Consider the following 21,404-nt stretch of genomic DNA (forward strand, 5'->3'; position numbering starts at 1 on the left):
ACCATTGTTAGTCGCCCGATTGCACTCCTGGTCGTTCGTTATGCTCGAAGGCGATCCGGCGGTACCGTTGAGGATTTCGTACGGACCGACCTGCATGTTCAACTGCTCAAGCTCGTGGCAGGAAGCGACATCCCCCCAGAAGCATTCTCCCATCAGGGTGTTGATCCGCTCGTAGGGGTGGGGCTCGGCCAAAGCCGATGCTGAAATCAACACGGCGGCCGAAACGTAGAGGTGTAAGCGCACGGCTCGTTCCTCCTTATTTAAGCGATTACTCGTTCGACACTGGGAGGGCTGGCAAATCCGCGCCGCTGCCGCTGTCACAGCAGGGTGGCCAGGAATCAACGAAATCGGGCATGCCGCGACTCTCCCGCACACGCGTCACGTTGGGGCGCTGCGGGCCGACATGCATGTTCGAATGCTTAATCTCATTGCAGGAGTACCAATGCCCCTCAACGCAGTCCTCCTGCATATCCGCAAGCCGCTGAATTCCATTCTCGGGAGTTAGTGTCTGGGCCATAACCGGTCCCGCGATCACCACGGCGGCCGAAAGAAAGAGGTGTAAGCGCATGACTTGTTCCTCCCCATGGGACGATGATTCCTCCGGCAAGCTGGCTAGGCGTCATTCACAGCAATCCTGCGCAAGCGGTGGCCACGGCTCGGCCCCTTCTGGGGTGGCACTGCCCTGACTCGCCTACTGAGTGAGACCGCTGCCCGTCGAGTTGCCCGACGGCATCCTGTCTTTTGCCAAGCCCTCCATGCTCAACTGGCTATACGCATGGCAGGCGAACTCATGCCCGCTCTGGCACTACTGCTCCAAGGCGCTGAGCAATCGATCCTGTTGTTCGGGGCTCATGGTCCAGGTCAACACCGGTCCCGAGATCAACACGGCAGCCGAAAGAAGGAGGTGTAAGCGCACGGCTTGTTCCTCCGCACTGGAACTTTTTTCCAAGTGCAGCCTAGCAAGACATGGCGAATGAAACATCTTACAAAGTGGCCACGAGTTCACGGCACATCTTCGGATGCCAAACCTTTCGATGAAAAAATACACTGCGCTTCTTATCGATGGCGGTTGGATTTTTAGAGATACAATGTAGGCTTTAATTTAAAAATTCACGCCGTCGCTCTACATCACGCATACTTCGGGTATTCTTGGGGGTTAGTCGTTCACGAGGCATCCGCCCACAGCACTTCTTCGCATACTCCTGCCGGGCGCGAAGGCGGCGCGCATGGTCGAGGCGGGTCTGTGAAGTACGCGCCGGACGGCTGGATACTCTGCCGGTCCGACACCGCGCCGTTGCCATCTCAACAGCGCGCTGAAGGTTCATGGCGGCTCCGCCGAGCAGCTTGACCGTCAAGCCACTTCGCGCCAGCGGGACGCGCCTCTGTGCACCTACACCGGCGCGTCGTAGGTGCCCGGCGCGCCGGTTGGAAACCGTATCGTCGAAACGGTGCCGGACGGCTGCGCGCGTGAAGTCTCGATGCCGCCACCCAGTTGCGCAGCAAGAGCCCGCACCAACCGCCGCCCCATGCCGCCCTGCTTCCTGGGTCTGTGGCTGTCGTCAGCTGGTCTCTGTGGCATGCCAACGCCGTCGTCGGCCACAACCAGCAGATAATCCGGGCCACTGCTACGGAGGGTGACCCGTATCGCCCCCTCCCGGTCATCCGGGAAGGCATGCTTGAGCGCGTTGGTGACGAGTTCGTTGACGATCAGGCCGACAGCGCCAGCGCGGTTGACCGACAGCATGTGCTGCTCCGCCTCGATGAACATTCCCACGGGGCGGAGATAGGCGGTGCTGGAACGCAGATCGGCAATCAGGTCTTCGAGAAAGACCCGCACATCCACCAGCACGTGGCCGTCGCGGCGGGCCAGACGGTCATGCATATGCGCGACCACCCGCACCCGCTCCGCCGCAGCACGCAGAGCCTCGCCGACTTCGGGAGCGGCGCTGGCAGCCTGCATCATCAGGGTGGCGGTAATGCGCTGAAGGTCGTTCTTCGTCCGGTGCCCGAACTCGACCAGCAGGAGGTCGAGGTCGTGCCAAGCTGCCTTGGCGCGGGCGAGGGCGGCCTTGTCGTCGCGCTGAGCCCGATCGGCACGGACATAGGCCCTTTGCAGCGCCTCGGCCATGGAGGCGATGAAGCACCCGGTGAGCACGAACAGGATCGCGCCGATGGTGTCGGCCGAGGTCGGCAAAGCAAACTGGAATTTTGGATCGATGAAGAAGTAGATCGAGAGCGCGGTGCTGATCGCCACGGCGATCAGGCCGCTCCCCCGGCCGAGGAACACTGAGGCAAGGATGACGGCCGGAAGGAACGAAAGGAAGGGGTTTGCCTGCGACGGAGGGAAGATTGCGCCGTGCAGCGCGAAAGCGATCAGCACGAGGACGGCACCTCCGCTCCAACGGATCGCCGTCGGCAGCGACCTTAACCATTGCACAGGTGTGTAGAAGCGGCCGGTCGGCAATGCCTTCAGCCTCCCTTGAGCGTCAGCCCAGAGCTTCCAGGGCGTGGTGGACGGCACCTCCGGATGTTCCGTTGCCAATCCTCCGGCACGGAAAGCACGCCGAGTTCGCCGTTCCCGCCCTGGGTAGGCCGGTACACCACCGGCGCCAGCATGGTGAGTTGCGGCTGGCATCCGGGCAATCGCCGCTTTCACTAACGCGTGGCATGTAAACGCAACGTCCTGGAAAAGGTTGTATTCTATACCACCCGAATGTCACGCTGCGCAAACAGACGTGACTCGAATTGCGCGGAGTAGAGGTCGTGTCTCCTTGCGTCCTGGTTGCCGAAGACGAAGCGCTCATCGCGCTGACGCTGAGCGACATGTTGGAGGACGATGGCCACAAGGTGCACCTCGCCTTCGACGGCACCACAGCCCTGGAAGCGGCTCACCGCCTGGGTCAGGCGCTCGATGTGCTTGTCACCGATCTGAACATGCCAGGGCTGACCGGCGAGGACTTGATCCGCGCGCTGACCATCAACCGGCCGCTACTCCCCGTTGTTGTACTGACGGGTTCGTCGCCTCGGGGTGGATTGGAACAGTTGCGGAAAGACTGCGGTGGCCATGGGCCGCTCACCCTGCTGCATAAGCCAGCCACCAGCCGGGACGTACTCGCAGCCGTGCGCCGTGCAACAGCGGAGGCTGATAGCTTCCGATTTAGTTAAAGCGGCGCCACCGAGGACGAGCTTGAGCAGAGTAAAGGGCGTTGGCATTGATGGACAGGCATTGCCGGTACCGCCTCTGGCAAGCGTAGGGTGCGACCTAGGGTCGCGGCCTTGCAGAGCGGTTCCCCGTTGCCGCACGAGCGTGAGCTATCGCCACTGCTACCTGTCTGAACCCGCAGCGCCTCACTTCACCCCAGCAGCCCCACTCGCCGCCGCTCCGCCGTCATTCGACGACTGCTGTTTGGCGTCGTCGCGTTCGAGTTCAAAACCGCCGTCGAGATGCTGGGGGATCACGATCCGGCATCTCAATCCGGTTCTGGCGAAGTCGAGTGCAACCGTGCCGCCGATCTGGGAGGCCGACCCACGTTGCAGCAGCCTCGTGCCGAAGCCCTGGTGCGCCGGTGGCCCATCCAAAGTAGGACCGTCCTGCTCCTCCCACACCACCTCCCAGCCCGGCGCGCCATCGTCCCGCTGCGCTGCCGCCCAGGACAGCCGCACCCGTCCCTCGGAGGTCGAGAGGGCGCCATGCTTTGCCGCATTCGTCGCAAGCTCATGTGTGTGCGGTGGAGGGAAAGTCGGCCACTGGAGCGGCGGCGTAGTGCGGCTGCGGGCGGAGTAAAACCCGGCCAGTGGGAGGCGGCCTACCCTGAGGGAGTACGATTTCCCGGCGCTGTCGCCGGTGGCGGAGGAGGACGTGGCCAACTGGCAGCAAGAAACCAATAACGGCTGACGAGGCGCGGCGACGGAAGTGACCGTCGATGAACGTCACCGACAGCGGCACGAGAAGGCTGCGCCTCGCCAATCACCGAGAATACGACCAGCCCATGCGATCATGAACTCCTCCGCTGTCGTGGCGGCGTTCATGCACCGTTCGAATTCGAACCGTTAGCAAGCTCCGCACCAGATTAAGTGGCTCCGGCTACTTGAGCCTGCCTCGGCGAGCCTTCCCCGCTGTGGTCCATCGCGGCGGCTGTAGCTGCCTGATACGCAGTCGCCGAACTGCCCGAACTGGCTTGCCGTCTGCAATGTTGGAGATCGTCACGGCCTCGATACCGAAGGTCAGGGGCAGTTCCTCTGGACTCGCAGCGTCAGTCGGTCCAGGCGTTTCATTGCTGACTTCGGTGCGGGTTGCCTCCTGCTCGGCCTCGGCACCAGCGCGAACAGCACGCCTCCGCCTGGGTTTCACTCGGGCGACCTCCTGGTGCTGAGCAGGTTCCGCAGTGACCGGATCGGCCACCTTTGCCGCCGGACGCGGCAGAGTAGGGGCGCTCAGCGGCGCCAAGGCAGCCTCCGGCGGCGCCACGGGCACCTCCACGGACCGCTGCCGTCTGTCCTGCTCGTATTCCTCGATGAGGCGCATCAGCGTTCCGTAGGTCTCCCAGAAGCCATCGTTGCGCACGGCCAGGAAGGGCTGGTCATCAATGCGGAAGATGCGCCGCTGCATGGTGAGGCGTTGTACTTGGGCGCCAGTTGCCGGGACAAAGGTGACGCCGCACGCCCGAGCGGCCCGCTGCTGTTCTGATGTCAGGTTCAAGTAGACGATTCCCATAGGTGGGGTTGGCACGAGCAGGCTGGACCTTTCGCGGAGGAGCGCGTCTGCAACATCCCCGTACCGCACAACGCAGCATCCAGGAATGGTCGCCAAAACGACTGCCTGGATAAATAGGGATGAACCAGCGGCAAAGGAGGCCGAGATGACGACACGCGAAATATACGAGGCAGTACGAGGGCGAGGGCTGGTGAGATCGCAGCGCCAGTTCTCTAAAGAACTTCTCGGCATGGCCGCCAATTACGCGGCCGATGCTGGGTTCGACCAATGCAGCCCGACGGCACTACTCAACCTTCACCGCAGGCTCGGGGAACTTGGGCAGGCTGACCTTCAGGCAATGGTTGGCCAATACCTACTTGGCGTGGAGGCGAGCGTCTACGACTCGACGACACGGGCATGAGGTACAACGAGATCGTCAATCCAGAGCGAAGCGCAGACAAGATTTCGATGCGCAAGATCATGGATGCCGTACGCGCCGCCAACGCGATTCAAATTTGGCCGGAGATCGACAATGCCACCGCTGACCAGCAGGCCGCGATGCCGCACATCGTCGAGTGCCATGGCCTGACTGTACATGACCTTGGGCAGGCGTTCGCTGAGGAGTTCCAGGGACGGCGGCTCTGGTGCCGGAAGAACTGCCAGAGCGGATTCACCGTGGCGCCAATCTGGGGCGCCGCCCTCGGTCGCGACTCTGGGCGTCGCTTCAGCTTCGCCGACAGCATGGAGGCCGCCCGGTTCCGCCGGACCTGGGGCTAGCGGCTGGGTGCGGCGGACACGACCCAGCCTGTAAACGGGGGTTCGCCGCAAGCCCGGCACCAAAGTTCTCGGCGCAGGCCAACGAGGTGCAAGCGGGCGTCCTGGCCGACAAGCGCCGCAAGTTCGGCGCGCCAGTAGGTCCGGACTCGGCAGTCGCAGCGCAGAGCTAGCGCCTCATCAGAAGCGAGGTCGGCGACCGTATAGGTGAAGCTCGCGTCCATGGTTGGATACAAAAGTAGAACATCGGTCCTAGTCTGCCAAGGGGTCGCGGTACCAGTCCGGACACCGGCAACACGATCGGCGCCCAAAACCGGACCATCTGACAGCGGCAAGGGGCGCTATCATTTTGCGCCTTTCACCGGGCGTTTGCGGCTGCGGGATGCGCGGGATATGCGAGACGGCAGGTGCACCGCATGCCAAACTGTTTCGTGATGGACCGCTTTCACAACCTGACGGTGCGGACGCTCGAATGGCGTCTATGGGGACGCCTCGGCGTGCTGGCGTTGCTCCTGCTCGCTGGCCTGGGGACGCGGTTTGCCCTCATCGGCAGCGAACCCGGCTACCCCTACCTGACCTTCTTCGTGCCCGTGATGCTGGCGGCGGTGCTCTTCGGCCGCTCGGTCGGCTTCGTCGCCACCGCCGCAAGCACCACTCTCGCCGTCTGGTTCTTCGTCCCGCCGATCGGCAGTCTGAGGATCGACGCAGCGGAGCGCCGCGTGTTGCGCCAGAGGGACGAGGCCAATGCGGCACTTCGTGAGGGCGAGGCACGCCTGCGGGAGGTGCTGGAAGGCATTGGCGAGCCGTTCTACGCGCTCGACGCCGACTGGCGCTTTCTCTACGTCAGCCGCAGCGCGCTCGCGATCTGGGGCAGGCAGGCTGAGGACGTGGTGGGCCGCCGCCTGCTCGACGCCCTGCCCGAGGCGGCAGACAGTGCGCCATTTGCCGCTTTGGAGCAGGCGATGCGCACACGCCGCCCTGTGCGTCTTCAGGCCGTCTCCGGCGTCATCGGCCGCTGGGTCGAAGTGGACATCTACCCCGCGCAGACCGGCGGTCTGTCGGTCGCCTTCCGCGACATCCATGAGCGGAAGCTCGGTGAGGAGCGGCAGCGACTTCTTGTCGCCGAACTGACCCACCGCATTAAGAACACCCTCGCCCTGGTCGTGGCCATAGCCGAGCAGACTCGTCGGACGGTTTCCTCGCCTGACGCCTTCAACGCGGTGTTCCGCGACCGGCTTGCCGCCCTGGCCCGCGCGCATGAAGCGCTGCAACGCGATGGCGGCGCGGAAACTCGATAGAGGCCGTCGCGCGTGAGGCTCTGGCACCCTACGGCGGTGGGGCCGGTGTGAAGCGCATCGCGATCCAGGGTCCGGAGGCGCGCCTCCCGTCAGGCGCAGCAATGGCGCTCGGCATGGCCTTCCATGAGCTTGCGACGAATGCAGCAAAGCATGGCGCCCTCTCGACCTCCGAGGGACGGGTACGGCTGTCCTGGGCGGCAGCGCTGCGGGACGACGGCGCGGCGGGCTGGGAGGTGGTGTGGGAGGAGCAGGGCGGTCCTGCGTTGTCCGGGCCACCGGTGCACCAGGGCTTCGGCACGAGGATGCTGCGACGTGGATTGGCCTCCCAGATTGGCGGCACAGTTGCACTCGACTTCGCCAGAACTGGATTGAGATGCCGGATCGACATTCCCCAGCATCTCAGCGGCGACGTTGGACTCGAACGCGACGACGCCAAACAGCAATCGTCGAACGACGGCGGAGCGGCGGCGAGTGGGGCTGCTGGGGTGAAGTGAGGCCCTGCGGGCTCAGGCAGGTAGCAGTGGCGATAGCTCACGCTCGTGCTGCAACGCGGAACCCTTCGCGAGGCCGCTACCCAGGGCCGTGATCTACGCTTGCCAGAGGCGGTACCGGCAATGCCTGTCCATCAATGCCAACGCCCTTTACTCTGCTCAAGCTCGTCCTCGGTGGCGCCGCTTTAACTAAATCGGAAGCTATCAGCCTCCGCTGTTGCACGGCGCACGGCTGCGAGTACGTCCCGGCTGGTGGCTGGCTTATGCAGCAGGGTGAGCGGCCCATGGCCACCGCAGTCTTTCCGCAACTGTTCCAATCCACCCCGAGGCGACGAACCCGTCAGTACAACAACGGGGAGTAGCGGCCGGTAGATGGTCAGCGCGCGGATCAGGTCCTCGCCGGTCAGCCCTGGCATGTTCAGATCAGTGACAAGCACATCGAGCGCCTGACCCAGGCGGTGAGCCGCTTCCAGTGCTGTGGTGCCGTCGGAGGCGAGATGCACCTCATGGCCATCGTCCTCCAACATGTCGCTCAGCGTCAGCGCGATGAGCGCTTCGTCTTCGGCAACCAGGACGCAAGGAGACACAGCGGCTACTCCGCGTAAGTCGGAACACTTCCGTTTGAGAAATGTGTCGGAATCAGGCTATAAAAGGCAATTGCCTACGGTCTACTTTGTTCGCGTTCCCACGCATTGGTGAAAGCGGAAATGTGCCAACTCAAGGTGCCAAGAACGCCGTGTTGATCAATGGTCGATCTGGCTGTTTGGGGCTGGCAGCCCGCCGCAATCGTGTACCGCGCGAAGCGGGAGCGTCGGCCACGGCACGGTCGGAATTGCAGGCAACCATGCCGACGGCGGCGCCTACCGGCCGTTTCCACAAGCCGGTGCAGTGGTTAAGGGCTCTGCCGACGCCGCTGCGATGGAGCGGAGGCGCCTTCCTCGTGCTGATCGCTTTCGCGCTGCACGGGGCGACGTTCGGCCCGGTGCCAGCCATGCCCTTCCTGTCGTTCCTTCCGCCCGTCATCCTGGCCTCGGTGTTCCTCGGCCGGGGGAGCGGCTTGATCGCCGTCACGATCAGCACCGCGCTCTCGATCTACTTCTTTATCGAGCCGAAGTTTCAGTTCGCCCTGCCGACCTCAGCCGACACCATCGGTGCCATCCTGTTCGTGCTCACCGGGTGCTTCATTGCGTCTATGGCTGAGGCGCTGCAACGGGCTCGTGTCCGTGCTGATCTGGCGCAGCGCGACGACAAGGCTGCTCTCGCCCGCGCCAAGGCAGCTTGGCATGACCTCGACCTCCTGCTGGTCGAGTTCGGGCACCGGACCAAGAACGACCTTCAGCGAATAACTGCCACCCTGATGATGCAGGCTGCCAGCGCGGCACCCGAAGTCGGCGAGGCTCTGCGTGCTGCGGCGGAGCGGGTGCGGGTGGTCGCGCACATGCATGACCGTCTGGCTCGCCGCGACGGCCATGTGCTGGTGGATGTGCGGGTCTTTCTCGAAGACCTGATTGCCGATCTGCGTTCCAGCACCGCCTATCTCCGCCCCGTGGGAATGTTCATCGAGGCGGAGCAGCACATGCTGTCGGTCAACCGCGCTGGCGCTGTCGGCCTGATCGTCAACGAACTCGTCACCAACGCGCTCAAGCATGCCTTCCCGGATGACCGGGAGGGGGCGATACGGGTCACCTTCCGTAGCAGCGGGCCGGATTATCTGCTGGTCGTGGCCGATGACGGCGTTGGCATGCCACAGAAACCGGCTGACGACAGCCGAAGACCTGCGAAGCAGGGAGGCATGGGGCGGCGGTTAGTGCGGGCTCTTGCCGCGCAACTGGGTGGCGGCATCGAGACTTCACGGGCCGAGCCGTCCGGCACGGTTTCGACGATACGGATTCCAGTCAACGCGCCGGGCACCCACGACGCGCCGGTGTAGGTGCACAAGCGCATGTCCCGCTGGCGCGAAGTGGCTTGAGGTCAAGCTGCTTGGCGAAGCCGCCAAGAACCTTCAGCGTCCGGTTGAGATGGCAGTGGCGCGGTGTCAGAGCGGCCGAGTATCCAGCCATCCGGCGCGTACTTCACAAATCCGCCCCTCCCATCTCCGCCGCCTTGTCGTCCAGCAGGTGAGGCGCATCCGCTCGGCCAGCTTTCATACACGGCGACCAGACGGCCATGGTGGTCGTACTGCTCATGCTCCCACTCGCGGACCGCGCCGTGACGGGCGCGCAGCAGGACTCGGACCAGCTTCAGCGAGTGCCCGTCCGGAACATCGAATGCCGCCTCGAATCCAGCCACCACGCCGTGCCTCTCGATACCTATTTCGACGACGCCGGTAGCGCCGAGGCCGCCTATATCCGGCCCGCTGCATCTCGGACTTGACCGAGATCAACCGAAAAAGCACGCGCCCCTGAGGAGAGGGGCAAACCCGGCATGCCGAGTGGAGGACGCTACTCGCGGGAGCGGGCCAGGACTTCTGTTAGCCGCCGTCAGATCATCGGTGAGCGCCAGCGGTGCCCAACGGTAGCATCCTGCTCCTGGCGGGCTTCGTCGATGATCAGGTGGAGGCGCCAGAATTGCAGATCGAGACCGTGACGATCCCGCAGGAGAGACCACGCAGCCTCAGGCTCGGTGCAGAGATAGACATCGAAGCGGCCAAACGTCATGAAAAGTCCTCGGCGGTCGAACTCGGCGGAGAAGCGGCGCCTTCTGGGGGCGTGTGTCAGCGCCGAGCAGTTCAGGTCGTTAGAGGCGACGAGCATCAGCCTGAGCTTTGGGTCCACGGCAACCTCTGGTTTCTAAGTTGACCCCGCTCATGATGACGTTGAAAAATTAATACCTGTTGAGATTAATGTAATGCTTTGTCAGGGCGTCTGGCTTGAGAAGCTGCAACATCGTTCGGCCGGGCCAGATTTTTGCTGACACGACAGTTGCCTGCCGCATTGCCTCGTCATCTGTTGAAATCAGCCTGCGCGCAGTTCGCTGGCCGGAGGATTAGTGCGTCTCAACGAGCGCGGGAATACTTCCTGCCGATGTTCCCGCGTGCTTCGGGCAGGCATGAGGTCCTACTGTCACACGCGGAGCAAAAATAGTCGGAGCCTGAGCTTCGGCCATCATCGGGAGACAGCCGCCATGGCGTACACCGATTGGAGCATCCAAGGTCCCGAGTATGCGAATTGCAACTGCGCATGGGGCTGCCCTTGCCAGTTCAACGCCCTGCCCACCGACAGCACCTGCCGCGCCGTCGCAGGGATGCGCATCGACAGAGGCCACTTCGGCAGCACACGCCTCGACGGGCTCTGTTGGGCTGGCACCTATAGCTGGCCCGGCCCGATCCACCTCGGCGACGGCACGCAGCAGTTCTTCATCGACGAGCGGGCCGACGCTGACCAGCGCAAGGCCCTGGTCGAGATACTGCATGGCCGTGAGACCGAACCGGGCGCCACCGTCTTCCAGGTGTTTTCAACGACGATGAGCAAGGTGCTCGACCCGGTGTTCACGCGGGTGGAGGTTGAGGTGGACCCGGATGAGTGCCGGGGCCGTATCATTGTACCGGGCGTCATCGATTCCACTGGCACCCCGATCAAGAGCCCGTTCAGTGGTCAGGATCACCGCGTCCGCGTGTCGCTCCGAAGCGGATTCGAGTACACGGAGGCCGAGTACGGCAGTGGCTCGACCAAGGCCACCGGCGACGTGAAGCTCGACTTCACGGACAGCTACGGCCAGTTTGCCTACATCCATCTGACGCAGAGCGGCATTCCCCGGCATCCGTGATGGCGCGGGCGCTGGAATTCGTCCTCACGCGCGAGCGCATTCCGGTTCTCGCGGCGGTCGTGGGCGTGACGGCGCTGGCCTGGACCTATCTTGTCCTGATGGCGGGCAGCCAGCACGGCGGTATGGCTGGCATGGCGCAGGGCGCCGTGGCGTCGCCGCCATGGACCACCATGCACTTCGTCATGATGCTCGGCATGTGGGCGGTGATGATGGTCGGCATGATGCTGCCTGCCGCTGCGCCCATGATCCTGTTCTTTGCCATGTTCGCCCGGAGGAGCCGGGAGCAGGGGCACAATGTCGCGCCGGTGAGCGCCTTCCTGCTCGGCTACATCGCAGTCTGGTCAGGCTTCGCCCTGGTGGCCACGACGTTGCAGTGGGCGCTGGACCGTGCGGCGCTCCTCAGCCCACACATGGCGACCATCAGCCCCATCCTTGGTGGCACGATCCTTATCACCGCCGGGTTGTACCAGTGGACGCCGCTGAAGGATGCCTGCCTGGGCCTTTGCCGATCCCCCGCCGAGTTCGTCCTGAAGCGTTGGCGAGCCGGGTCTGTCGGCGCCTTCCGGATGGGGGTGGAGCATGGGGCATTCTGCGTCGGATGCTGCTGGGCGCTGATGGCGCTGCTGTTCGTCGGCGGCGTGATGAACCTGCTTTGGGTCTTCGGCCTGACGCTTGTCGTCCTGGCAGAAAAGCTCATGCCGAAGGGCAGATGGATCGCTAAGGCGCTCGGCGCCGTATGCGCCATCGGCGGCATCTGGGTGCTTGTGGGCGGGCTACGGCATGGAGCCCTGTAGTGGACCGACACCTGGACTCCCGCTGGGCACGCGCGCCCGGAAGCTGCTGACGCGGGCTGACAGCGAGACCTGACTGGAAGTGTCACGCTGCGGGCGCAGGATCGGAATGGGGGCCGGAGATGAGCAGTACGCGCGGGATCGACTTCTGGTTCGCTGTTGGCAGCACCTACACCTATCTCAGCGTCATGCGCGTGCCGGAGATTGAGCGTGACAGCGGAATCGCGTTTCGCTGGCGCCCTTTCAGCGTCCGGCGAATCATGCGCGAGATGGACAATCGCCATCTCCAAGGCAAGCCGAAGAAGTACGCGTATATGTGGCGCGACATCGCGCGACGGGCTGAGATGTACGGCCTCCCCGTGAATGTGCCGGTGCCTCACCCGCTCCAAGAGTTCGACATTGCAAATCGCGTGGCGGTTCTGGGCGCCCAGGAGGATTGGTGCGCTGCCTATGTGGGGGCGACCTACAGAAGGTGGTTCGTAGACGGCCAGGAACCTGGGAGTGAGCCGTACCTCTCCGAGAGCCTGCGCGAGGTTGGGCAGGACCCGGCGCGCGTTCTTCCTCTCGCAACAGGAGACGAGATTGGAAGGCTTTACGAGGCGGCAACTGACGAGGCCCGGACACTCGGCGTCTTTGGCTCGCCCACCTTCGCCGTAGGGCAGGAACTCTTTCGGGGTGATGACCGGCTGGAACACGCGGTGATGTGGCATCGACATAGTCCCCTGGAAGTGGCACCGAGTGACGCCAATAAGGTCTGAAACAGGGTCGGCGGGCGGGCCGCCACCTTCTGGAAGACGAGCCTGTCGGTGGCGCGAAGCGCACCCGACCTGCGGCTTCGATCCTGCTTCAACTTGCTGAGCAGGCCGAGCCCACGTTCTGCCTTCAGCAAGCAGCGTCACACTGCTCCGGGGCGCTTCTGGAAGGCCCGAAAAACAGCGGACATCGGGATAATGGTGAGGACCAGCATGCCCCCGAAGGCGAGCGACACGGCCGGGCTGCCGGACAGGTCCAACAGCCAGCCCGCGATCGGCGGCAGACTGAAATGCCCGACGTACAGCGCGGTGTAGAACAGGCCCATGCCGGTCGCCCGGCTTTCCGGACGCAGCACCTCGGAGGGCAGCGACATCACCACGCCGACCGGGAGCCCCATCATCAGGCCAATGATGAGAAGCACGGGTACGGGCGGCGCCAGTGGCAGGATGAGCAAGCCAATCCCCCAGGCGATGGTGCCGGAGAGCAGCAAAAGGGTCCGACGCCCAAAGCGCTGGGCGATGAGACCACCCGCCTGCACGGAAGCGACACTGAGCCACGTCATGGTCGCCACCAGGGAGCCAGCGCCGCCAACCGTGTACTCCGCCTCGATGAGCAGGATGGGTACAAAGGTGAAGGTGACGGCGAGGGCGCCATTGAAGATGCCCCACATCGCTCCGGCGAGGCTGGCAAGCGCCGCCTCTCCTCGCGAGATGCGCCCGCCGCTGGACAACGCCAAAGTAGCCGCACGGCCGTCATTCGGGTGCGGGTGGTAGGCGACGGCCACCAGCAGCAGAGCCGCCCCCGCGAAGATGGCTGTGACATGAAGGGCCGCCCCCCATCCCAGGCTTTCGGCCATACCGCCGAGGGTCAGGAGGGCGAGGCCGATCCCTATTGGGAAGGAGTTCACGAACACGGCCATCGCCAGCACGATCTCCCGACCTGCGAACCAGTCGGTGATCATCTTGGCCATGAGCACGTTCAGCAGGACGGCCCCAACTCCCGACATGACTCGGCCTGTGGCCAAAGCGGGGTAGCTGTCGGCGAAACCTGCCACGACGCCTCCGGCGACCATCAGCGCTAGCCCCGCCACGACGACACGCTTGTCGCCGAACCGGCGGCCGAGCAGTCCGCCCGGCAGGGCGAGGACCACACCGGGCAGGAAGTAGAGCCCAATCAGGAAGCCGACCTCGGCGTAGGTGATGCCGAGATCGACGATGAGCAGCGGAGCCACCGACGGAAGCGACTGGAACTGAAAGCCCATGCTCGTGCGCGCGGCGGTCAGGACGGCCAATGCCAACCAGCGTGCCTCCAAGACGGCGGCCTCCCCGACGTGGGCCTCAAGCACGAAGCGGAGCGAATACTGCCGTATGGATAGCGCCAAACGGAAGAGGTTGCGTCAGCGCTTGTCCTAGCCGCTACGACTGGCGTGCCCGGCTAGGGTAGAAGGATGTCTGCGGCGCGGCCCGCCTCTAAGCCAAAAGCAGCTATCGCGAGCGCGCGACGATTTCACAGTCAGAGCCGTCAGAGCCCCATGTGCCGATTAGGAACCGGCCTGTATCCCAAGACAGAACTGTTCGACCGCGATCCATGGCGGCAAAATCGCTCTCTGGCTCGCCGCCACCGAAGGTCTGGAACTCGCCGGGCAGAACGAGGTGGTCGGAAGCTCGAATCATCGCCAGCATTTCGTCGAGCGACTTGGCGGCCGAGAGGTTCATCGACGGCACGTTGTCGTTCGCACTCATCTGGAACCTCCTGTACTAAACTGATCGGACTCGAAATGGGCAGGAGGGCCTGCGACCACAAGCGCCACCTGCTGACCGGCACCATCGGCATGCTGTTCCCGGTGATCGTGCAGCCCGCATCGTGCAGGACAGGCACGGCGCCGAGCCGCTGCTGCGTCAGGCGCGCAGGCTGTTCCCGTTCGTCGAGCGCATCATCGGCGAAGCAGGCTATCAGGGGCCGAAGATGGCCACCGCTGTCGCCCGCACCGCTACGCGGAAGGTGGGGATCGTGCGCCGCTGCGAGAGGCTCAATTTTGTCGTGCTGCCGAAGCGTTGGTTTGTGGAGCGAACCATCGGATGGATCAGCCACAAGAGGGCGGCCTCCCGAGTAGAAGCTCCAAAGTATACGGTGCCCAGAAACCTCCCGTGCCTTGGTCGGACATGATGATGATCATGCTGTGAGGAAGTAAAAGAAGTTCCCGATCAACAGGATCGTGATTATCAGGCTTGCGCGGGTGCCCAACCGCTGGATAAGTGGCCCGCATGACAAACCTAACAGTTGGTGCGGGACAGCAGTTCTCGACACTTAAGGCCGCTATTGCCGCTTCGAACGACGGCGATGTGCTCCTCATCCAGCCAGGGACTTACCTGAACGATTTCGCAACTATCAACACCGCCATCACTCTCAAGGGTGTTGGCGGGATGGTCCACGCGAGGGCCGAGACTGCACCGTCCGACGGGAAGGCGATCTTCACCGTCAATGGCGACGTGACGTTCGAGAACTTCGAGTTCTCCGGCGCGGCGGTCCCCGACCGGAACGGCGCGGGTATCCGCCATCAGGGCGGCGACCTCACGGTTCTCAACAGCTACTTCCATGACAATCAGATGGGAATCTTGACCAACAACGGCGCCGATTTGACGGTGACGATACGCAACAGCGAGTTCGCGAACAACGGCATTGGCAATGGCCAGACGCACAGCCTCTACGCCAACCGCATTGGGCGTCTAGAGATCGAGAACAGCTACTTCCATGACCTCGCCATCGGGCATCACATCAAGAGCCGTGCCGCCGAGACCATCGTCACCGATTCGGTCATCGCCGACTACGACAGCAGTTCCAGCTACAGCATCGATCTGCCAAACGGCGGCAAGGCCACGCTCAGTGGTAACTTCATCCACAACGGGCCGAACTCCGACAACTTCGCAATGGTGTCCTTCGGCGTAGAGGGCAACCTCCATGCTGGCTCCGGTCTCACCATGCAGGACAACACCGTCGTCAATGACGTGCAGTGGGGGGTCATGCTGTGGAACACCACCGGCATCGCGGCTGACATCAGCGACACGTCTGTCTGGGGGATGACCGCGAGCCAGTTGGTCAATGGCCTCGCAAAGATCGCCGGGACGGATATCCTGGATGCCCGGCCAGCGGCGAATGGCAGCAGCCCGTGGCAGTGGATTGTTGATACCGTCACGCCTCCCACGCCGGTCGAGGACCCTGACGAGGCGATCGCCAAGCCCGCCCCTGAGGTGGTGGACATCGAGGACGAGACGCCGGTCGATGACTCTGAAGAGGTGACTGCCGAGCCCTTGCCTGGATTGGTGGACATCGGAGACGAGACGCCGGTCGATGACTCTGAAGAGGTGACCGCCGAGCCCTTGCCTGGATTGGTGGACATCGGAGACGAGGCGCAGGTCGAGGACCCTGACGAGGTGATCGCCGAGCCCTTGCCTGGATTGGTGGACTTCGGAGACGAGGCGCTGGTCGAGGACCCTGACGAGGTGATCGCCGAGCCCTTGCCTGGATTGATGGACATCGAGGACGAGACTGCGGTCGAGGACCCTGACGAGGTAATTGCAGTGCCCGTCCCCAACGAGGTTGATGAGGCTGGACCGATCGCCGAGCCCCAACCGACCGCACCGAACAGCAGCCATTGGGAGTGGGTACTGAACCACAGCAGCGGCAACCACGGTGGATGGTGGAATGGGATGGGGAACGGTCGGCCCCACAACTTCACCCGCGCGTCGGAGACCGACAATCTGACCGCGACCGCGACCGCGACCAGCGACGACTGGTTTCTCTGAAAGCCCGATCTCAGCGGGAGGGGCAGACGAGATCGAGCGATCTGCTGGTCCTGTGGTTGACTTGGAGCAGCAGACGTTCGGATTGAACGTCAAAGCATGGGCAGGCGGTAGACCGGCAAAGGCTTGTTTACCGACGCGCCCAATTGTCGCTGGGCGCTCATCCGCCGACTGCGGACATCAGGGTCAAAGAAGGCGGAGGCTGCCGTAGCGCGGCTCACACAACGATCAGGTTTCTGCCGATCCAGATACCCTACCAGCGGCACGACAGTGAGCCCCAGATGACGTTGGGATCGGCAACGCACCGCGATACGCTTTTGACGATGCTGCCGTAGCCCACCCCCATCCATACAAATCGATGTCGGACCTCACGCCCGTTCATCTTCAATTGACGCAGCCCAATGCTGAATAACGGAAGATGAACTTTTAATACGCCAAGACGCCTTTACTTGCCCTCGTGAATATTGACATTGACCATATACTCACAGCAGGAGCAGCCTCTTCCAGCCCAAGTCGGGGCAGGAGGATCAAGCAATGCATATCATCTTGCGTCGCTTCCCTGGGGCTGCCCCTCTGGCTGATGAGGGAATAAAAAAAGTTAAGGCGACGCTCATCCCCATGTTGCAGTCGCACAAGGGGTGGAGAGGCTATGTGGCCTTCCCGACCGAACAGGGGGACATCCTCACCTGCACGATGTACCGCGATCTCGCCTCCGCTCAGGAGTTAGCGGAGCAGGCCGTCGCCTGGGTGAAGGAGAACATGAGCAAGTTGCCCGCCCCGGAGGTCTTCACCGGCACCGTGGGGGCGCACAGGGCCTTGGATGGTGAGACGCAGAACCTCTATTGCGTGGTCAGGAAGGCGGACAACGCCCCGTCGTCGAATTCGCAACCCCTCGGGGAGAACATGCTGAACTCGGCCAAGGGCATGCCGGGCCTTGCGGGGGCCTACATCGCGCGATCCACCGACGATCCCACCAAGGCGGCTTCGATATGGTTCTGCGACAGCCGTGAGCACGCCATGGCCGTGCATGAAAGCACGGTGGGCTACATGAAGGGGCACAGTCCCGATGTGACGACGCGGCTCGTAGCGTCCGGCGAGGCGGCCATTCTGGCTATGCCGTAGGAGGCTCACGCACGCCGCGCCGAAGGGAAGGACGCCAGAGATGGAAATCCAACCACACAACCAGAAGTCCGCCGCCGTTTGGGGTTCAGGCGGGTCAGACTACGATCGCATCAGTGAGACCATCGCCGACAGCATCGAGCACCTACTGAACCGCCTCGACGTGCGGCCCGGCGAGAAAGCCCTCGATCTCGCCACCGGTACCGGCTGGACGGCGCGGCGATTAGCGCAGAAGGGCGCCAAGGTGACCGCGCTGGACATCGGCGAGGGAGTGGTCGAGGCCGCCAAACATCTTGCGCGGAAGGCTAACCTCGACATCGAGTTCGGGATCGGAGATGCCGAACAGGTAGACCTCCCTGACGCGGCTTTCGACGTGATCACCTCGACTTGCGGTGTCATGTTCGCCAGCCGCCCCGACGCGGTGGCCAGGGAATTGGCCCGGCTGTGTCGCCCTGGTGGGCGGATCGGCCTTACGACGTGGCCGCCTGAAGGTACGCTTGCGGGGCTGTTCGGGGTGATGCGCCCCTACATGCCGCCGCCGACGAGCCCGGCGCCGCCCTCACCCTTCGAGTGGGGTAGGCCCGAGCGTGTTGCTGAACTGCTGGGCGACAACTTCGACCTAAGTTTCGAGACCGCGACAACGGTGCTGCGCATGCCTTCGGGCGAATATGTGTGGCAGGTGTTCAGCGAGGGTTACGGGCCGACCAAGATGTTGCACCGCGTGATCGACCGAAAGGACGATCTGCGTCGTGACTTCATCGACTTCCACGAGGCCCATCGGACCGCGATGGGGATTGCCATGCCCCGAGACTATCTCGTCGTGATTGGAACACGACGCTGAGGAGGGCGATCCGCAGAGACCCAAAAAGGCTGCGATTCTGCCAAGAACGTACTCTCTGCACGCCATGATGCGGCTGCCACGGTCGTCATCATGGTAGGCCAGATCGGGTGTGACTAAGGGACGGTTCAGGAGCACTCCATCAACGCGGTTCGGCCGCTCGCATGCGCGGCGTTCTTCGTCCGCAGGCGCTCCTCGACTGCCTGTGTGGAACTCTTGATGTCTGAACCCAATAGGTGACTGCCAGGACACGTCCCCGCGCATCATCGTCCCACGAGGACTTCGCCGTTGATGGGAAGCGGGGGCTTTCGCCCCCGCCCGTCGTCAGGTCAGCAGGTCGGTGACTCGCATGATCCCAACTGTGCTGCCGTTGTTCGTGGTGTTCTCCGGCATGCCCTTGGTGCACGTCCACACGTCGCCCTTCCTGGCGACGAACTGCCCCCCGGGGCCTAGGTCGAGGTTAAGCTCGCCGTCCAGCATGTGGCACACCATGTCGTTCGGCATCACCGGACTCTGGGTCTTCGCCCCCGGCTGGTAGATCACGTCGCGCAGCGAAACCATCTTGTAGCCGGGCATCATCGTCTCGCGCCTGCTGATGTCCACCCGCCGCACACCGGGCGCCGTCTCCCGGCCGTCGTTGGGGCCGTAACTTGGGCCGTAGGTCTCGGCGGTTGCGGGCTGCGACACCGCGAGTGCGGCCGTCGCTGTGGAGAGGCCGAGCACGACGGCGGATCGCCGGTCAAAATTCCTCATGGAATCTTCCTCCGCCGAGACGCGCCGATGAGCCGGTGTCCCGGCCCCCTTATCCCGCACCCGCCCGCAGCAGTTGTCAAAGAAAACTCCGATCGCGCGTGCGGTTCGGACTCGATCAGCACCAGAAAGCGGCGAATGCGGCAAGGGCGACGGCCGAGGTAACCGGACAGTTGGTGTGCCACTACCTCGAATTCGCAACAGTAAACCATAGATACGACCATGTACGGATACTGGTGATTCCAAATATTGACGTTGACCGTGTGCTGTAGCAGGAGCAGCATCCTCTTGCCCAGATCGGGGCAGGAGGATCAAGTTATGCATGTTCTCTTGCGTCGCTATCCCGGTGCCGCCTCCATGATCAACGAGGCGATCCCGAAGGCCACCGCGACCCTCATCCCCATGTTGAAATCTCACGTCGGGTTCGAGGGCTACATCGCCTTGCCCACTGAACAGGGCGATATCTGCGTCTGTTCGATGTACAGCGACGCATCGGCGGCGACGCGCTCGTATGAGCAGGTCCGCTCCTGGGTGATGGAAAATATGAGCCATTTGCCAACACCGGATGTCTTTCCTGGCACGGTCGGGGCGCACGTGTCTGTGGAGGCGCAAGGCATCGGGCGGAAGCTCTACTGCATGATCCGACGGACGGAAAACGTCCCGTCTCCGCGCGACCGGCCGCTCGGCGAGGGTGTGCTCGGTTCTGCAATGGATATGCCGGGTTTCATGGGCGCATACATTCTGCGCTCTACGGACGATCCCAAAAAGGGGGCGTCGATTTGGTTCTGCGACACCCGCGAGCACGCAATGGCGGTGCACGAGACCACTATGCAGTACCTCAAGGAGCACAACTCCGAGGTGACAACGCGACTGGTCGCCTCAGGCGAGGCGGTTGTGCTGGAATTGGCTTAATAGGACGAGCCTCCGTGAGGGGGCTCGTTCCTCTTATCGGGCGCGGTTAGCCGACAGTATTGACTCTGCGGCACTGTGCTCTGCTCCTGCCACAGCGGGAGGTATCGATAATGGCCGAACCCATTACCCCACCCGATGCCGGACCCCAACAGGGATATGTCTGTCTCGGGGCGCACCCAAACGTTGTACCGCGTGATCTGACGCGCTCCGGCTGGCATACGCTCTTGTCGCTCGATTGGTTCATCGAAACGATACTGGGACCCGCGTTTGCGTATCTGGCGGATGTGTCCCGACTGCCGGGATGCTGAAACACCCGAGGGGTTAGGCTGTGAGGGTCACGTTTATCTCGGTATAGTCGAATGAATATCCGGGGCGCCCACAGCCATGCCATGGCATCGGCGAGCGTAAAGGCCAGTCTCGGTCGGCCAAAATTTCTCCGGCCAGGGTGAAGACAGGTAGCCGCTATTACCAAAGCAATCGGTCCATCAACGCGTTATACCAAATCCCGTTGATCAGAACCTATTCGGCAAAGCGGCTTTGCCGAGATCGGGAGCGGGGACACAAAGCTGGCCCACGCCCTCAATGGGTTGGGGTCAATGAAATCTGGTATTGGGTTGAGAGCGCCACGTTGATAAACTCCTCGGAGGTGCTACTTCCACGAATGGTCTCCCTACAAAATTGGCGGGAATTGCACCGAACTGACGCTAGCCCGGACGGGAATGCGAAACGCGAAGACTTCAAGCGCCGATTGCGACGACAGTCTTTAGGTCAAACCTGCGGAGCTATCATGGACTGCGATAGCCGTCGAAAGATCGAGCATCCGGGACCGGTGAAACGTCACGAGAAATCTACCCTTCCGCTCAAGCGTGGATCAGGATCGCGTTCGTGACGAGCGGCTTCAAGCAGTGCTTCGTCCCAAGGTTGAACGCGGAGGCAGAGCGGATCATCACGGCTCGACGTTCGTCCAGCCACCCATCTGGTCTGCGAATTCTGGTTCGGGCACACGGCGCGTCGAGACGATCTCGCTGACCTGTACTACCGGCGAGGCGTCCGTAAAGTTGGGAATGTCGTCGAACAACTCCTTTCCATGCGTGGCGACGGCCTGTCGCAGGCTCTCAGGGTCAGAGAAGCCAAGCAACGCCATCATGCGGTAGCGGGGCGGCATTCCGTCGCTCGCCACGATGCCGCGCGTCACCCGCGCCTCCTTCAAACCCATGGCGCCCCACCGCTGATGGAGAAGCGACATGTGGGTCTTGCAGTAGTAGGTCTCGTCGAACCTCATGTCGGAACTGTATGGGTACATGACGGACAGCAAGATCATCGTGAGCCCTCCCATTTGGTTGTGGTGTCCCGCATGATTCAAGGGACCCTGCGCTCAGCCTCGACCTCAAAAGCGTTTGGCCTTTCGACGACGAAGGCA

The 21,404-nt window shown here is 63.0% G+C and carries 24 protein-coding genes; 14 read left to right on the forward strand and 10 right to left on the reverse strand.

What is annotated here, in order from left to right; all coding sequences use genetic code 11:
- Positions 1–243: hypothetical protein (locus tag ACFHPP_RS27120; protein WP_437166361.1), on the reverse strand; the 243-nt coding region annotated here is incomplete at its 3' end.
- Positions 244–1,390: 1,147 nt separating this feature from the next.
- The gene (locus ACFHPP_RS27125) at positions 1,391–2,521 is read right to left on the reverse strand and encodes a sensor histidine kinase (protein ID WP_437166362.1); all 1,131 of its coding nucleotides are present in this window, start codon (positions 2,519–2,521) and stop codon (positions 1,391–1,393) included.
- Positions 2,522–2,763: 242 nt separating this feature from the next.
- Here ACFHPP_RS27125 and ACFHPP_RS27130 point away from each other — a divergent pair, with 242 nt between their 5' ends.
- A complete protein-coding gene (locus ACFHPP_RS27130) occupies positions 2,764–3,165 on the forward strand; it encodes a response regulator (protein ID WP_437166363.1) in 402 nt (133 codons plus the stop codon).
- A gap of 183 nt (positions 3,166–3,348) precedes the next feature.
- On the opposite strand, the gene ACFHPP_RS27135 is transcribed toward ACFHPP_RS27130, so the two are convergent.
- Together ACFHPP_RS27135 and ACFHPP_RS27140 are read right to left on the reverse strand one after the other, a co-directional pair.
- Entirely contained in the window at positions 3,349–3,663 is a 315-nt protein-coding gene (locus ACFHPP_RS27135; RefSeq protein WP_437166364.1) for a hypothetical protein, read from the reverse strand.
- Between the two features lie 421 nt (positions 3,664–4,084).
- Positions 4,085–4,699 carry a hypothetical protein gene (locus ACFHPP_RS27140; RefSeq protein WP_437166365.1) on the reverse strand — a complete coding sequence of 205 codons (615 nt, stop codon included), beginning with the start codon at positions 4,697–4,699 and terminating at the stop codon, positions 4,085–4,087.
- 160 nt (positions 4,700–4,859) lie between these two features.
- Here ACFHPP_RS27140 and ACFHPP_RS27145 point away from each other — a divergent pair, with 160 nt between their 5' ends.
- The 4 genes from ACFHPP_RS27145 to ACFHPP_RS27160 all read left to right on the forward strand — a co-directional run bounded on the left by ACFHPP_RS27145 (position 4,860) and on the right by ACFHPP_RS27160 (position 7,259).
- Complete coding sequence (locus ACFHPP_RS27145; RefSeq protein ID WP_437166366.1) at positions 4,860–5,114, forward strand: hypothetical protein; 255 nt, start codon at positions 4,860–4,862, stop codon at positions 5,112–5,114.
- Positions 5,111–5,470, forward strand: coding sequence for a hypothetical protein (locus ACFHPP_RS27150; protein WP_437166367.1), 360 nt, complete (start codon positions 5,111–5,113; stop codon positions 5,468–5,470). Before ACFHPP_RS27145 ends, ACFHPP_RS27150 begins: the two co-directional genes overlap by 4 nt.
- A 413-nt stretch (positions 5,471–5,883) precedes the next feature.
- Complete coding sequence (locus tag ACFHPP_RS27155; protein ID WP_437166368.1) at positions 5,884–6,765, forward strand: HWE histidine kinase domain-containing protein; 882 nt, start codon at positions 5,884–5,886, stop codon at positions 6,763–6,765.
- Between the two features lie 101 nt (positions 6,766–6,866).
- The gene (locus ACFHPP_RS27160; protein WP_437166369.1) at positions 6,867–7,259 is read left to right on the forward strand and encodes a hypothetical protein; all 393 of its coding nucleotides are present in this window, start codon (positions 6,867–6,869) and stop codon (positions 7,257–7,259) included.
- 182 nt (positions 7,260–7,441) lie between these two features.
- On the opposite strand, the gene ACFHPP_RS27165 is transcribed toward ACFHPP_RS27160, so the two are convergent.
- Positions 7,442–7,843 carry a response regulator gene (locus tag ACFHPP_RS27165; RefSeq protein ID WP_437166370.1) on the reverse strand — a complete coding sequence of 134 codons (402 nt, stop codon included), beginning with the start codon at positions 7,841–7,843 and terminating at the stop codon, positions 7,442–7,444.
- 257 nt (positions 7,844–8,100) lie between these two features.
- On the opposite strand from ACFHPP_RS27165, the gene ACFHPP_RS27170 reads away from it, so the two are divergent.
- Entirely contained in the window at positions 8,101–9,186 is a 1,086-nt protein-coding gene (locus ACFHPP_RS27170) for a sensor histidine kinase (RefSeq protein WP_437166371.1), read from the forward strand.
- A 550-nt stretch (positions 9,187–9,736) separates the two neighbouring features.
- Here ACFHPP_RS27170 and ACFHPP_RS27175 read toward each other — a convergent pair.
- Positions 9,737–10,030: a hypothetical protein gene (locus ACFHPP_RS27175; protein ID WP_437166372.1), complete on the reverse strand. Its 294-nt coding sequence runs from the start codon at positions 10,028–10,030 to the stop codon at positions 9,737–9,739.
- Positions 10,031–10,379: 349 nt separating this feature from the next.
- Here ACFHPP_RS27175 and ACFHPP_RS27180 point away from each other — a divergent pair, with 349 nt between their 5' ends.
- The 3 genes from ACFHPP_RS27180 to ACFHPP_RS27190 all read left to right on the forward strand — a co-directional run bounded on the left by ACFHPP_RS27180 (position 10,380) and on the right by ACFHPP_RS27190 (position 12,570).
- Entirely contained in the window at positions 10,380–11,021 is a 642-nt protein-coding gene (locus ACFHPP_RS27180; protein ID WP_437166373.1) for a DUF1326 domain-containing protein, read from the forward strand.
- Positions 11,021–11,815: a DUF2182 domain-containing protein gene (locus ACFHPP_RS27185; protein WP_437166374.1), complete on the forward strand. Its 795-nt coding sequence runs from the start codon at positions 11,021–11,023 to the stop codon at positions 11,813–11,815. The genes ACFHPP_RS27180 and ACFHPP_RS27185 overlap by 1 nt, the downstream gene beginning before the upstream one ends.
- Before the next feature lie 119 nt (positions 11,816–11,934).
- Positions 11,935–12,570 carry a 2-hydroxychromene-2-carboxylate isomerase gene (locus ACFHPP_RS27190; protein WP_437166375.1) on the forward strand — a complete coding sequence of 212 codons (636 nt, stop codon included), beginning with the start codon at positions 11,935–11,937 and terminating at the stop codon, positions 12,568–12,570.
- 137 nt (positions 12,571–12,707) lie between these two features.
- On the opposite strand, the gene ACFHPP_RS27195 is transcribed toward ACFHPP_RS27190, so the two are convergent.
- Both ACFHPP_RS27195 and ACFHPP_RS27200 read right to left on the reverse strand, forming a co-directional pair.
- The gene (locus ACFHPP_RS27195) at positions 12,708–13,877 is read right to left on the reverse strand and encodes an MFS transporter (protein ID WP_437166376.1); all 1,170 of its coding nucleotides are present in this window, start codon (positions 13,875–13,877) and stop codon (positions 12,708–12,710) included.
- A gap of 172 nt (positions 13,878–14,049) precedes the next feature.
- Positions 14,050–14,307 (reverse strand): hypothetical protein, encoded by a 258-nt coding sequence (locus tag ACFHPP_RS27200; protein ID WP_437166377.1) that lies wholly within the window; start codon positions 14,305–14,307, stop codon positions 14,050–14,052.
- A gap of 121 nt (positions 14,308–14,428) precedes the next feature.
- Between ACFHPP_RS27200 and ACFHPP_RS27205 the strand changes: the two genes are divergently transcribed.
- From ACFHPP_RS27205 to ACFHPP_RS27220, 4 genes are all read left to right on the forward strand, one after another.
- Positions 14,429–14,731, forward strand: a complete 303-nt coding sequence (locus ACFHPP_RS27205) for a transposase (RefSeq protein ID WP_437166378.1) — start codon at positions 14,429–14,431, stop codon at positions 14,729–14,731.
- A 98-nt stretch (positions 14,732–14,829) separates the two neighbouring features.
- Entirely contained in the window at positions 14,830–16,368 is a 1,539-nt protein-coding gene (locus tag ACFHPP_RS27210) for a hypothetical protein (protein ID WP_437166379.1), read from the forward strand.
- Positions 16,369–16,899: 531 nt separating this feature from the next.
- Entirely contained in the window at positions 16,900–17,487 is a 588-nt protein-coding gene (locus tag ACFHPP_RS27215; RefSeq protein ID WP_437166380.1) for a hypothetical protein, read from the forward strand.
- Positions 17,488–17,527: 40 nt separating this feature from the next.
- Positions 17,528–18,325: a class I SAM-dependent methyltransferase gene (locus tag ACFHPP_RS27220; RefSeq protein WP_437166381.1), complete on the forward strand. Its 798-nt coding sequence runs from the start codon at positions 17,528–17,530 to the stop codon at positions 18,323–18,325.
- Positions 18,326–18,646: 321 nt separating this feature from the next.
- On the opposite strand, the gene ACFHPP_RS27225 is transcribed toward ACFHPP_RS27220, so the two are convergent.
- Positions 18,647–19,075 carry a hypothetical protein gene (locus tag ACFHPP_RS27225; RefSeq protein ID WP_437166382.1) on the reverse strand — a complete coding sequence of 143 codons (429 nt, stop codon included), beginning with the start codon at positions 19,073–19,075 and terminating at the stop codon, positions 18,647–18,649.
- 354 nt (positions 19,076–19,429) lie between these two features.
- Between ACFHPP_RS27225 and ACFHPP_RS27230 the strand changes: the two genes are divergently transcribed.
- A complete protein-coding gene (locus ACFHPP_RS27230; RefSeq protein ID WP_437166383.1) occupies positions 19,430–19,984 on the forward strand; it encodes a hypothetical protein in 555 nt (184 codons plus the stop codon).
- Between the two features lie 946 nt (positions 19,985–20,930).
- On the opposite strand, the gene ACFHPP_RS27235 is transcribed toward ACFHPP_RS27230, so the two are convergent.
- Positions 20,931–21,305, reverse strand: coding sequence for an EthD family reductase (locus ACFHPP_RS27235; RefSeq protein ID WP_437166384.1), 375 nt, complete (start codon positions 21,303–21,305; stop codon positions 20,931–20,933).
- Positions 21,306–21,404 lie beyond the last annotated feature (99 nt).

The organism is Falsiroseomonas sp. E2-1-a20 (assembly GCF_051433195.1).
Lineage (GTDB): Bacteria > Pseudomonadota > Alphaproteobacteria > Acetobacterales > Acetobacteraceae > Falsiroseomonas.